Genomic DNA, 13162 nt, shown 5'->3' with positions numbered 1-13162 from the left:
GCCATGCCCGTCGTACGTGATCTGCGCGTACTCCTGCGCCTGACGAACTTCCGCCGTCTCCTCGCCGTCCGTCTGCTCTCCCAGTGCGCCGACGGCGTCTACCAGGTGGCGCTGGCCACGTACGTCGTGTTCTCCCCCGAGAAGGAGGCCTCCCCCGAGGCCATCGCCTCCGCCATGGCCGTGCTGCTCCTCCCGTACTCCCTCGTCGGCCCCTTCGCCGGCGTACTCCTGGACCGCTGGCAGCGCCGCCAGGTCTTCCTCTACGGCAACCTGCTGCGGACCCTCCTCGCCTCCGGCACGGCCGTGCTGATGCTGACCTCCGCACCCGTCTGGCTCTTCTACGCCTCCGCCCTGTCGGTGACGGCCGTCAACCGCTTCGTCCTCGCGGGTCTCTCGGCAGCACTGCCGCGCGTCGTGGACGCCGAGCGGCTGGTCGTCGCCAACTCCCTGTCCCCGACCGCCGGCACGGTGGCCGCAACGGTGGGAGGCGGGCTGGCCTTCGGGGTGCGGCTCCTGTCCGAGAACTCCGACGCCGCCGTCGTAGCGCTCGGCGCTCTCCTCTATCTCTGCTCCGCCCTCGCCACCCTGCGGATGTCCCGGGAACTCCTCGGCCCCGACCCTGAGGTGGTCCAGCCCCGGCTGGGCGCCGCCATCGCCTCGACGGCCCGTGGCCTCTTGGCGGGGTTGCGCCATCTGGCCGAGCGGCGGCCCGCGGCCCGCGCTCTGGCAGCGGTGACGCTGATGCGCTTCTGCTACGGCGCGCTCACGGTGACCGTGCTGATGCTCTGCCGCTACGCCTGGAGCTCCACGGAGTCGGAAGGGCTCGCGCTGCTGGGGCTCGCCGTCGCCTTCTCCGGGGCCGGCTTCTTCGTGGCCGCCCTTGTCTCGCCCTGGGGGATCGGGCGACTCGGATCCTTCGGCTGGATGACCGCGTGCGCGGGTTCGGCGGCCGTGCTCGAACCCGCCCTGGGGCTGCCCTTCGCGCAGATCCCTCTGTTGATCGCAGCCTTCCTTCTCGGGCTCGTCACCCAGGGCGCCAAGATCGCGACGGACACGGTCGTCCAGACGTCCGTGGATGACGCCTACCGCGGCCGGGTCTTCGCGCTGTACGACATGCTCTTCAACGTCGCCTTCGTGGGCGCGGCCGCGGTCGCGGCGGTGATGCTGCCGCCCGACGGCCGGTCCGTCCCCGTCGTCCTGATGGTCTCCGCCCTCTACGCCGCGACCGCGTTCATGCTCGGGCGCCGACGGCAGGAGGGGTGATGTTTCACGTGAAACATCACCCCTCCCTCCACACCACTCGTCGATGTTTCACGTGAAACATCGACCGCCACGGCTCAGCTCTGGTTCGCCCACCACTCCTTGAGCGCCGCGACAGCCGCCTCATGCTCCATCGGCCCGTTCTCCAGACGCAGCTCCAGCAGGAACTTGTACGCCTGGCCGACAGCCGGGCCGGGACGGATACCGAGGATCTCCTGGATCTGGTTGCCGTCCAGGTCGGGCCGGATCGAGTCCAGCTCCTCCTGCTCCTGGAGCTGAGCGATCCGGTCTTCCAGTCCGTCATAGGCGCGGGAGAGAGCACCGGCCTTGCGCTTGTTCCGCGTCGTGCAGTCCGAGCGGGTCAGCTTGTGCAGTCGCGAGAGCAGAGGGCCCGCGTCGCGCACATAGCGGCGGACGGCCGAGTCGGTCCATTCTCCGGTCCCGTATCCGTGGAAGCGAAGATGCAGCTCCACCAGACGCGAAACGTCCTTGATCATCTCGTTCGAGTACTTCAGCGCCGTCATGCGCTTCTTCGTCATCTTCGCGCCGACCACCTCGTGGTGGTGGAACGAGACCCGGCCGTCCTTCTCGAAGCGGCGCGTACGAGGCTTGCCGATGTCGTGCAGCAGCGCGGCGAGACGCAGCACGAGGTCCGGCCCGTCCTCCTCCAGGTCGATCGCCTGCTCGAGGACGGTCAGGGAGTGCTCGTAGACATCCTTGTGCCGGTGGTGCTCGTCGCTCTCGAGCCGCAGCGCCGGCAGTTCCGGCAGGACATGGGCGGCCAGCCCCGTGTCGACGAGCAGACCGAGTCCCTTGCGGGGGTGGGCGGAGAGCAGCAGCTTGTTGAGTTCGTCACGGACCCGCTCGGCGGAGACGATCTCCAGACGGCCCGCCATCTCCGTCATCGCCGTGATGACCTCAGGGGCCACCTCGAAGTCGAGCTGGGCCGCGAAGCGCGCGGCGCGCATCATGCGCAGCGGGTCGTCGGAGAACGACTCCTCCGGCGTCCCAGGGGTGCGCAGCATCTGCGCGGCAAGGTCGTCGAGGCCGCCGTGCGGGTCGATGAACTCCTTCTCCGGCAGAGCGACGGCCATGGCGTTGACGGTGAAGTCACGCCGGACGAGGTCCTGCTCGATGGAGTCGCCGTAGGAGACCTCGGGCTTGCGCGAGGTGCGGTCGTACGCCTCGGAGCGGTACGTCGTCACCTCGATCTGGTAGCCGCTCTTCTGGCAGCCGACCGTGCCGAAGGCGATCCCGACCTCCCAGACGGCGTCGGCCCACGGGCGGACGATCTTCAGCACGTCCTCGGGCCGGGCGTCGGTCGTGAAGTCGAGGTCATTGCCGAGCCGACCGAGCAACGCGTCCCGTACCGAGCCACCGACCAGCGCGAGGCTGAACCCTGCCTCCTGGAAACGGACGGCGAGGTCGTCGGCGACAGGGGATACACGCAGTAGTTCACTGACCGCGCGGCGTTGCACCTGGCTCAGTGCAGTCGGGGTGTCTTCGTTGGCGTTCGGCACAACAGAAAAGGGTACGTGCCCCGACCAGCCGCAGCGTCCCCGTTTTGACGCGGGGCCGGCTTCCCGTCCCCATCGGCTGGAGCAGTCCCCGGCACTTGCTCCCAGCGTGCCTCGTTACCATGCGTGGACACAGCAACGGGGAACCACCGGCACCACTGATGACGACGAGGATGGGCGAACGCGTGGCCGAGGCGGCAGACATCCAGGGGACCCTGCCCTCACCTGCCCGTCGATGGCTGCGACGCACGGCGTCCCTCCTCGCCGGGGCGCCACTTCTTGCCGGGCTCCTGCAGGGCGCGGTGGCCCCACCGGCCGTGGCCGCCGGGAACGGCACCGGCTCGCGCACCGTCGATGTGTCTCTCGACACGCTCACGCCGAGCGCCCCCGTGGAGGGCGACACGATCACCGTCTCCGGGACGGTGACCAACCAGGGCAAGCAGACGGTCACCGATGCCACGGTGGACGTCAGGGTCGGCCCCCGGATGACGAGCCGGAGCGAGATCGAGCAGGTCTCGGGCCGTACCGGATTCCGGCCGGCCGGCGATCCGTCCCCGCTCGGCGGCCGCTACATGGTCAAGATCCCGCAGCTGGCAGCCGGACTCAGCCAGGAGTTCAAGCTCTCGGTCCCGGTCGACAAGCTCGGGCTCGACGAGGAGGGCGTCTACCAGCTCGGCGTCTCCCTCTCGGGCCAGACCTCGTCCCAGCCCGGGACGCACGTACTCGGGATCGAGCGGACCTTCCTGCCGTACCAGCCCGAGGCGACGGAGAAGAAGACCCAGCTCACCTACCTCTGGCCGCTGATCTCCTCGGCCCACGTCTCGGCCGAGACCGGCACGGACGACCAGCAGACGCCGGTCTTCGAGAACGACGATCTCGCCGCCGAGCTCGCCCCCGGCGGACGCCTGGACCACATGGTCACCCTGGGCAAGGAACTCCCCGTGACGTGGGTCATCGACCCGGACCTGCTGGCCACCGTCGACGCCATGACGAAGAGCTACCAGGTCAAGGACGGCACGAGCACGGTGCCCGGCAGGAATCAGGCCGTCGCCGAGCGGTGGCTGAACGAGCTGCAGAAGGCCGTCGTGGGGCGAAAGGTCGTCGCCCTGCCGTTCGCCGACCCGGACATCGCGTCGCTGGCTCACCGCGGCAAGGACGTGCCCGGCTCGCTGAGTCACCTCCAGCCGGCGACGGAGCTGGCCGGGACGACCGTGGAGACCATCCTCCATGTGAAGCCGTCCACCGACTTCTCCTGGCCCGTGGCGGGGGCCGTCGACCCCGCGATCATGGATGTCGCGACCTCGGCCGGCGCCCGCAAGGTGATCGCCCGCAGCGACAGCTTCCAGGACGACCTCCCGTACACCCCGACGGCGGCGCGCCCCATCGGAGGCGGCACCACCGCCGTCGTCAGCGACGCCTACCTCTCGACGGCCTTCGAGGGCGACATGCTCCCCGCCGGAAACTCGACTCTCGCCGTCCAGGAGTTCCTGGCCCAGTCGCTCGCGGTCACCCTGGAGCAGCCCGACCAGCAGCGCAGCATCGTGGTCGCCCCGCAGCGGATGCCGACCGCGACGCAGGCGCAGACCATGGCGACCGCGCTGCGCGGACTGTCGGCCGGTCGCTGGACCGAGCCCCTCGATCTGATCGCGGCCGCCGCGGTGAAGCCGGACCCGGACGCCACCACCAAGGTGCCCGGAGCCTCCCGCTATCCGCAGCAGCTGCGCAAGCAGGAGCTTCCGGTCGAGGCCTTCCGTGACATGAAGGACACGCGCGCGGACCTGGACGACTTCAAGGTCGTCCTCACCCTGCCCGACCGCGTGGTGGCCCCGTTCGGCAACGCCATCAGCCGCGAGATGTCCACCTCCTGGCGCGGCCAGGCCCCCGCCTCCTCGCTGTACCGGATCACGGTGCACCAGTACCTCAAGGGCCTCACCCGAGAGGTCCAGCTGGTCGAGAAGTCGGACCTCACGCTCTCCGGCCGCAGCGCCACCATCCCGGTGACCGTCCAGAACAAGCTGCTGCAGGGCGTGGACCACCTCGTACTGCGACTGACCTCCGGCAATAAGACCCGCCTGAAGCTCAACGGCGGCGACCCCGTCGCCGAACTCCCGGTCAAGATCGCCGCTGGCCACAGCCAGTCCGTGAAGTTCACCGCCTCGGCCAACGCCAACGGTCCGGTGCCGATGACGGCCCAGCTGTTCACCAAGGACGGCACACCGTACGGGAAGCCGATGACCTTCACGGTGAAGGTCTCCGAGATCACCCCGACCGTGATGCTCGTCATCGCCGGCGGCGTGCTGCTCCTCGTCCTCGCCGGGGCCCGGATGTACACCCAGCGCAAGCGCGCGGCGGCCCGAAACGCCGAGGCGGAGGCCGCGGAGGGCGACGATCCCGAGCAGCCGAGTGACCCGACACCGGACACCGGTCCCGAAAGCGGCGACCCGTCCAGCCCGGGTGAGAAGGTGGACCGTTGAGCGATGTCGTGGCCGGTCGGCCGGGGACGATGAGGTGGGGTAACCATGAACGCGCCGTACGACGGTGACCGCGGCCAGGGCCTGGGCGGCACCGAGCCGTCCGGTGGAACGCCCGCGGCGACCCCGGGCTCCGGCCAGACACCGGCTCCGCCGCCGCAGCCCGCGCCAGACCCGTACGCCCAGAACCAGTACGCCCAGGACCCCTACGTCCAGGACGCCTACGCCTACGACCCCTACCAGGCGCGGGACCTGTCCGCGCAGGACCCGGTGACCGAGGCGCTCTACGACCGCGCCGCGCACCCCCCGCCGCCTCCGGGCACCTACCAGGAGCCGCAGCCGCTCTACCAGCAACCCGCGGCGCCCCAGCACGCCCCGGACCCGCGGGTGTGGGCACAGACCCCGGCGCCCGAACCGGACGGCCCCTCGCGCCATCTGCCCTACGGCGACGACGCCCGCACGGTCCAGTTCACCGGCGTGGACGATCTCGTGACCCGGGCCGGCGACGAGGAGCCCGAACCGGACGCCTTCGCCCACCTCTACCGGGACCAGCAGACCCCCGGCCAGGTGCCCCCGCCCGCTCCGGAGCCGAACCCGATGCCCGCTCCCGCACCGAAGAAGTCCGGCCGCGCCTCCGGGCTGCTCAAGTCCAGCGCGGTGATGGCGGCCGGCACCCTGGTCTCCCGTCTCACCGGCTTCGTCCGCAGCCTCGTGATCACCGGCGCGCTCGGCGCCGCCCTCCTCGGTGACACGTTCACCGTCGCGTACACCCTGCCGACGATGATCTACATCCTCACCGTCGGCGGCGGCCTCAACTCGGTCTTCGTGCCGCAGCTCGTCCGCTCGATGAAGAACGACGAGGACGGCGGCGAGGCCTATGCCAACCGGCTGCTGACCCTGGTCATGGTGGCGCTCGGCGCGATCGTGGTCGTCGCGGTCTTCGCGGCGCCGCTGCTGATTCGGCTGATGTCGAACACCATCGCCGACGACGCCGCGGCCAACAGCGTCGCCGTGACCTTCGCCCGCTACTGCCTGCCCACGATCTTCTTCATGGGCGTGCATGTGGTGATGGGTCAGATCCTCAACGCCCGGGGCAAGTTCGGCGCGATGATGTGGACCCCGGTCCTCAACAACATTGTCATGATCGTCACGTTCGGCCTGTTCATCTGGGTCTACGGCACCTCCGCCGAATCCCAGATGGGTGTCCAGACGATCCCCGACGACGGCATCCGCCTGCTCGGCATCGGCACCCTGCTCGGCCTGGTCGTCCAGGCGCTGGCGATGATCCCCTACCTCCGCGAGACGGGCTTCCGCTTCCGACCCCGCTTCGACTGGAAGGGCCACGGCCTCGGCAAGACGGTCAAACTCGCCAAGTGGACCGTGCTGTTCGTCCTCGCCAACCAGGCGGGCGTGCTGGTCGTGACCCAGCTCGCCACCGCGGCCGGTGAGGCGTCCGGCAAGAACGGCGCCGGATTCCTCGCGTACTCCAACGCCCAGCTGATCTGGGGCATGCCGCAGGCCATCATCACCGTCTCGGTCATGGCCGCCCTGCTGCCCCGCATCTCCCGCGCCGCACACGACGACGACCCCGGCGCCGTCCGCGACGACATCTCGCAGGGCCTGCGGAACTCCGCCGTCGCGATCGTCCCGGTCGCCTTCGCCTTCCTGGCCCTCGGCGTCCCGATGTGCACCCTGCTCTACGCCTCCAGCGGCGTCCAGGCCGCCCAGAGCATGGGCTTCATCCTGATGGCCTTCGGCCTCGGCCTCATCCCGTACTCGGTCCAGTACGTCGTCCTGCGCGGCTTCTACGCCTACGAGGACACCCGGACGCCGTTCTACAACACGGTCATCGTCGCCGCCGTCAACGCGGCTGCCTCGGCGGCCTGTTACTTCGTACTCCCCGCCCAGTGGGCCGTCGTCGGCATGGCCGCCTCCTACGGCCTGGCCTACGCCGTCGGCGTCGGCGTCGCCTGGCGGCGCCTGCGCAACCGCCTCGGCGGCGACCTGGACGGCGCCCACGTCATGCGGACCTATGCCCGCCTCTGCCTCGCCTCCCTGCCCGCCGCGATCGTCGCCGGCGCCGTCGGCTTCGGCCTGCTCAAGGCCCTCGGCGAGGACGCTCTCGGCTCTCTCGTGGCGCTGCTCGTCGGCGGCGCGGTACTGCTCGGTGTCTTCTTCGTGGCGGCCAAGCGCATGCGGATCGAGGAGCTGAACTCCATGGTCGGTATGGTCCGTGGGCGCCTGGGACGGTAGAAAACGGCTCCCGCACAACCATCGTCGGCCGCCGCGTGTCGTGCATAGCGGCCGACTGTGGGCACAATTGGCATGGCTGTTGGATGTGGCGCAACGGATGGGGAGGCAGGAACGACGGTGGCGGAACGTAGCACGGCTGCCGTCGACGTGGCCGACAACAGCGGTGACGACCCGCTGACCGCCAAGGCGGAGAAGGCCGCGACCGACGGGGTGGCGGAAGCGCAGGACACGGCGGAGAAGTCTGCCGATGTCGCAGAGGACAAGGCCGGTAAGCGGCAGAACGGCGAGCAGCCCTCCATCGAGACTCCCGAGCTGCACAGCGGCCACAAACTGGCCAGACGCTACCGCCTGGAGGAGTGCGTCACCCGTCTGGACGGTTTCAGCAGTTGGCGTGCCGTCGACGAGAAACTTCGGCGTGCCGTCGGCGTCCATCTGCTGCCGGCCGACCATCCACGGGCCCGGTCGGTCCTCGCGGCGGCCCGTTCCGCCGCGCTCCTCGGAGACCCCCGCTTCGTCCAGGTCCTCGACGCCGTCGAGGAGAACGACCTCGTGTACGTCGTGCACGAGTGGCTCCCGGACTCCACCGAGCTGACGGCACTGCTCGCCGCCGGACCGCTGGAGCCGCACGACGCCTATCAGCTCGTCAGCCAGGTCTCCCAGGCCATGGCCGCCGCGCACCGCGAAGGCCTGGCGCACCTCCGTCTCACCCCCAGCGCCGTACTGCGCAGCTCCACGGGCCAGTACCGGATCCGTGGCCTGGCCGTGAACGCCGCACTGCGCGGCATCAGCGCCGAGCGCCCCCAGCGCACCGACACCGAGGCGATCGGCGCGCTGCTCTACGCCGCCCTGACCCAGCGCTGGCCGTACGACAGCGACGCCTACGGCCTCTCCGGGCTCCCCAAGGGCGTCGGCCTGCTCGCCCCCGACCAGGTACGGGCCGGGGTGCACCGCGGTCTTTCCGAGATCGCCATGCGCGCCCTCGCCAACGACGGCGCCACCGCCTCCCGCCAGGAGCCGCCCTGCACGACCCCGGACGAACTCGCCAAGGCCGTGGCGGCGATGCCCCGCATCCGCCCGCCGGAGCCCGAGTTCCCCACCCCGCCCGACTACCAGCGCACGACCTACCAACAGGGCACCTACGGCCGCCCCCAGCCCCGCCCGGGCGTCGCGGCCACCCAGCCCGTGGTCGCGCCCCCGGCGCCGCTGGAGAGCCGCACCGGCAGGGCCCTGAAGTGGGCCGTCTCGGCGCTCCTCATCGCCGCGCTCGGCCTGGGCAGCTGGCAGATCGCGGACCGGCTGCTCGACCAGAAGAACACCACCGAGACCCCGCAGACGACTCAGCCGGAGAGCACCGAGGACGAGAAGGCACCCGAGACGGGCAAGCCGGTCGCGATCGTGGGCGCGCAGGACTTCGATCCGCTCGGCGCCGACGGCTCGGAGAAGCCCCAAGGGATAAAGAACGCCTACGACGGCGATCCCAGCAGCTTCTGGAACACCGACGGTTACTTCAGCGCCGACTTCGGTCGCCTGAAGGAAGGCGTGGGCCTTGTTCTCGACCTGGGCACGGCCCAGCAGGTCGGTTCGGTCGATGTCTCGTTCCTGGGACACACCTCCGTGCAACTGCGCACCGCCCCGGCCGACGCCGCGTCCGCACCGAACACACCGGGCGGCTTCACCGTCGCGGCCTCGGGCTCCGGCGAGAAGGTGACGCTGAAGCCCACGAAGCCGGTGACGACGCGCTACGTTCTGGTCTGGCTGACGAACCTGCCGGCCAGCGACGAGGGCAACTTCCGCGGCAAGATCACGGACATCAGGATCACCAGCTGACGGCATCCGGGGGAGGGGACTCACCGTTGGACGAAGCCATAGGCAGCGGGATCAGCGACCAGGAACTCCTGGCGCGCCATGTCGCCGGCGATCCCGACGCCTTCGGTGAGCTCGTGCGGCGCCACCGCGATCGACTGTGGGCTGTGGCGCTGCGGACGCTGGGGGACCGTGAGGAGGCCGCAGACGCCCTCCAGGACGCCCTGGTGTCCGCCTTCCGGGCCGCGCACACCTTCCGTGGCCAGTCGGCCGTCACCACCTGGCTCCACCGCATCACGGTGAACGCCTGTCTCGACCGCGCTCGCAAGGCTGCCTCGCGCAAGACCTCGCCCATGGACGACACCGCGCGCTTCGAGCAGCTCCTCGAACCCGCCGAGTCGGCCGAAGCCCCCGCCGAGCGCCAGGACCTCCACCGTGAGCTGCTGGCGGCCCTCGCCACGCTCCCCGCGGACCAGCGGGCCGCCCTCGTCCTCGTGGACATGCAGGGCTACCCGGTCGCGGAGGCAGCCCGGATCCTGGATGTGCCCACCGGAACGGTGAAGAGCCGCTGCTCGCGCGGGCGCGCCCGGCTGCTGCCGATGCTCAGCCATCTGCGCGCCGACACCGTGGGTAACGAAGGCCCCGACCGGGGAAGGAACCGGACGCCGGGGACATCCGTCCCACCGGTGTCGGGGCCATCGGATACCGGACCGAACGGGCCGGCTGCTGTGAAGGGCGGAGGTGGGCGCGCGTGACTTCCACGACCGGCAGGGCCGACACAGCACAGCACCCGGACGTCTCGGAGATCTCCGACCTGACCGAGGGGCTGCTCTCACCGTCCCGTACGGCAGCCGTACGGCGGCACATCGAGGGCTGCTCCCTCTGCGCGGACGTACGGACCTCCCTGGAGGAGATCCGGGGGCTGCTCGGCACCCTCCCCGGCCCGCCCCGCATCCCCGCCGACATCGCCGGCCGCATCGATGCCGCCCTGGCCGCCGAAGCACTGCTGAATGCCACCACCCCCGACCTCGGCATCGATGTTTCACGTGAAACAACGAGTGGCCACATCGAGGCGTCTCCGGCCCCGGTGCCCGCACCGGCCGCGGACCGTCCCGCCGGCCACCCTCGCGCCACCACGGGACCCGGTCGCCCCAGGACCCGGCGTCGCCGAATGGCGGCTCTCGGCGCCGCCTTTGGCGCCGCCGCGCTCGGCATGAGTCTGTTCCTCACCCAGGGCGGCATGCAGACGCTCACGGGCAGCAACTCTGCCGACAAGAAGGCCGACACCGCCGCGAGCCGTGTCGCCCCCGGCCAGTTCGACGGCCGGCCGGTGGAAGCCCAGGTCCAGGAGATGCTCCAGGGAGACAGCCTCAAGGCCCCCAAGGAGCCCCAGCCCGAATCGTTCTCCGCCGAGGGGGGCGACACCACAAGGCGGGGGGCGACCGAGACCCTGCCGGAATGCGTCAAGGCAGGCACCGGCCGCACCGACGCGGTGCTCGCCTTCCAGAAGGGCGACTACCAGGGAACGCCCGCCTATCTCGTCCTCCTGCCCAAGGGCGCCGAGGGCACCCATGTCCAGGCCTATGTCCTGGATGCCGCCTGCGCCGACAACGCGGGACAGGACAGGGCCGAGGTTCTTCTCACGCACGCCTACCCTCGCTCCTGACTCCACGCCGTGCCGCGAGGCGGTCTCGGGAATGCTCGCCCCGTAGGATCCGTTGGGTGGGGTGAGAGTCACCGACATGACCGCCCCGTAGGCAGTAGGCAGTCTGCAGAGACGAGGAAGAAACCCGTGAGCGACGTCCGTAACGTGATCATCATCGGCTCCGGGCCCGCGGGTTACACCGCTGCGCTCTACACGGCGCGAGCGTCGCTGAAGCCGCTGGTCTTCGAGGGTGCCGTCACCGCTGGTGGCGCGCTGATGAACACGACCGACGTGGAGAACTTCCCCGGCTTCCGTGACGGCATCATGGGCCCCGACCTGATGGACAACATGCGCGCCCAGGCCGAGCGCTTCGGCGCCGAGCTGGTGCCCGACGACATCGTGGCCGTGGACCTCAACGGCGAGATCAAGACCGTCACGGACACCGCCGGCACCGTGCACCGCGCGAAGGCCGTCATCGTCACGACCGGCTCCCAGCACCGCAAGCTCGGCCTCCCCAAGGAGGACGAGCTCTCTGGTCGCGGTGTCTCCTGGTGCGCCACCTGCGACGGGTTCTTCTTCAAGGACCAGGACATCGCCGTCGTCGGCGGCGGCGACACCGCGATGGAGGAGGCCACCTTCCTCTCGCGCTTCGCCAAGTCCGTCACGATCGTCCACCGCCGGGACTCCCTGCGCGCCTCGAAGGCGATGCAGGACCGTGCCTTCGCCGACCCGAAGATCAAGTTCGCCTGGGACAGCGAGGTCGCCGAGATCCACGGAGACCAGAAGCTCTCCAGCCTGACCCTGCGCAACACCAAGACGGGCGAGACCAGCGAGCTGGCGGTGACCGGTCTCTTCATCGCCGTGGGCCACGACCCGCGCACCGAGCTCTTCAAGGGCCAGCTGGAGCTGGACGAAGAGGGCTACCTCAAGGTCGACGCCCCGTCGACGCGCACGAACCTCCCCGGCGTCTTCGCAGCCGGTGACGTCGTCGACCACACCTACCGCCAGGCGATCACCGCCGCCGGCACCGGCTGCTCCGCCGCGCTCGACGCCGAGCGCTTCCTGGCCGCCCTCGCCGACAGCGAGAAGCTCGCCGAGACCCCTGCGGTCTGACCCCCATCCTCACCACTCACACCCCGCATAGTTAAAGGGAGGTTGCCGTGGCCGGCACCCTGAAGAACGTGACCGACGCCGACTTCGACGAGGTCGTCCTCAAGAGCGACAAGCCCGTCCTGGTGGACTTCTGGGCCGAGTGGTGCGGCCCGTGCCGCCAGATCGCCCCGTCGCTGGAGGCCATCGCTGCCGAGCACGGCGAGATCGAGATCGTGAAGCTCAACATCGACCAGAACCCGGCCACGGCCGCCAAGTACGGCGTCATGTCCATCCCGACGCTCAACGTCTACCAGGGCGGCGAGGTCGTGAAGACCATCGTCGGTGCCAAGCCGAAGGCCGCGCTCCTCCGCGACCTCGAGGGCTTCGTCGAGGCCACTGCCTGACGACCTTGTTTCACGTGAAACACCAACGGCCCCCCTCCGGATGGAGGGGGGCCGTTGTCGTCTCTTCAGAGCGGCTCAGATCTTCAGAGCAGCTCAGAGCGGCCGCAGCGCCGGCTCCTTCTGGACGGCGCCCAACAGCCGGTCCAGCGCCAGCTCCACGTCTTCCTTCCACGACAGCGTCGTCCGGAGCTCCAGCCTCAGCCGTGGATACGTAGGGTGCGGCCGTACGGTCTTGAACCCCACCGCCGTGAGATGGTCGGCCGGCAGCACACAGGCCGGCTCCTTCCACCGCGCATCCCCGAAGGCCTCGATCGCCTTGAAACCGCGCCGCAGCAGATCCTTGGCGACGGTCTGCACCATCATCCGGCCGAGCCCCTGCCCCTGATACCCCGGCATGATCCAGGCCGTCATCAACTGGACCGCGTCCGCCGAGACCGGACTCGTGGGGAAGGCCATGGAACGCGGCACATAAGCGGGCGGCGCGTACAGAACGAAGCCCACGGGCACCTCGTCGACATAGACCACGCGGCCACAGGATCCCCACTCCAGCAGGACCGCGGAGATCCAGGCCTCCTTCTCCAGCTCCGGCCGGCCCGCCTTCACCGCGGCCTCGCCGCTCACAGGGTCGAGCTCCCAGAACACACAGGAGCGACATCGCTTCGGGAGATCCGGAAGATTGTCCAGAGTGAGCGGTACGAGCCGACGCCCCACGGCTGT

Annotated in this window: 10 protein-coding genes; 8 read left to right on the top strand and 2 right to left on the bottom strand. The window is 70.1% G+C overall.

The window, feature by feature from the left end; all coding sequences use genetic code 11:
• Window positions 1-3: 3 nt before the first annotated feature.
• Window positions 4-1263, top strand: a complete 1260-nt coding sequence (locus ACZ4VI_RS15650) for an MFS transporter (protein WP_467999755.1) — start codon at window positions 4-6, stop codon at window positions 1261-1263.
• A gap of 74 nt (window positions 1264-1337) precedes the next feature.
• On the opposite strand, the gene ACZ4VI_RS15645 is transcribed toward ACZ4VI_RS15650, so the two are convergent.
• Window positions 1338-2780 (bottom strand): CCA tRNA nucleotidyltransferase, encoded by a 1443-nt coding sequence (locus ACZ4VI_RS15645; protein WP_467999754.1) that lies wholly within the window; start codon window positions 2778-2780, stop codon window positions 1338-1340.
• Window positions 2781-2962: 182 nt separating this feature from the next.
• Here ACZ4VI_RS15645 and ACZ4VI_RS15640 point away from each other — a divergent pair, with 182 nt between their 5' ends.
• From ACZ4VI_RS15640 to trxA, 7 genes are all read left to right on the top strand, one after another.
• Complete coding sequence (locus ACZ4VI_RS15640) at window positions 2963-5251, top strand: DUF6049 family protein (protein WP_467999753.1); 2289 nt, start codon at window positions 2963-2965, stop codon at window positions 5249-5251.
• 45 nt (window positions 5252-5296) lie between these two features.
• On the top strand, window positions 5297-7501 hold the full coding sequence (gene murJ, locus ACZ4VI_RS15635) for a murein biosynthesis integral membrane protein MurJ (RefSeq protein WP_467999752.1): 2205 nt from the start codon (window positions 5297-5299) through the stop codon (window positions 7499-7501).
• Window positions 7502-7618: 117 nt separating this feature from the next.
• Window positions 7619-9328 carry a protein kinase family protein gene (locus ACZ4VI_RS15630; RefSeq protein WP_467999751.1) on the top strand — a complete coding sequence of 570 codons (1710 nt, stop codon included), beginning with the start codon at window positions 7619-7621 and terminating at the stop codon, window positions 9326-9328.
• 26 nt (window positions 9329-9354) lie between these two features.
• The gene (gene sigM / locus ACZ4VI_RS15625) at window positions 9355-10059 is read left to right on the top strand and encodes an RNA polymerase sigma factor SigM (protein ID WP_467999750.1); all 705 of its coding nucleotides are present in this window, start codon (window positions 9355-9357) and stop codon (window positions 10057-10059) included.
• Window positions 10056-10970, top strand: coding sequence for a hypothetical protein (locus ACZ4VI_RS15620; protein WP_467999749.1), 915 nt, complete (start codon window positions 10056-10058; stop codon window positions 10968-10970). The genes sigM and ACZ4VI_RS15620 overlap by 4 nt, the downstream gene beginning before the upstream one ends.
• A 126-nt stretch (window positions 10971-11096) precedes the next feature.
• The gene (gene trxB, locus ACZ4VI_RS15615) at window positions 11097-12062 is read left to right on the top strand and encodes a thioredoxin-disulfide reductase (protein WP_467999748.1); all 966 of its coding nucleotides are present in this window, start codon (window positions 11097-11099) and stop codon (window positions 12060-12062) included.
• A 47-nt stretch (window positions 12063-12109) separates the two neighbouring features.
• A complete protein-coding gene (gene trxA / locus ACZ4VI_RS15610) occupies window positions 12110-12445 on the top strand; it encodes a thioredoxin (protein ID WP_352187218.1) in 336 nt (111 codons plus the stop codon).
• A 93-nt stretch (window positions 12446-12538) separates the two neighbouring features.
• Here trxA and ACZ4VI_RS15605 read toward each other — a convergent pair whose 3' ends face one another.
• Window positions 12539-13156, bottom strand: coding sequence for a GNAT family N-acetyltransferase (locus tag ACZ4VI_RS15605; protein WP_467999747.1), 618 nt, complete (start codon window positions 13154-13156; stop codon window positions 12539-12541).
• Window positions 13157-13162: the final 6 nt, after the last annotated feature.

It is taken from the genome of Streptomyces sp. NPDC029169 (genome assembly GCF_055563935.1).
The sequence above is the reverse complement of the archived record's forward strand: the minus strand, read 5'-3'. Positions and strand labels throughout refer to the sequence as shown.

Bases quoted from the DNA above. Each gene is read 5' to 3' on its own strand.
- ACZ4VI_RS15650 (WP_467999755.1), top strand. From the start codon at position 4: ATGCCCGTCGTACGTGATCTGCGCGTACTCCTGCGCCTGACGAACTTC.
- murJ (WP_467999752.1), top strand. From the start codon at position 5,297: ATGAACGCGCCGTACGACGGTGACCGCGGCCAGGGCCTGGGCGGCACC.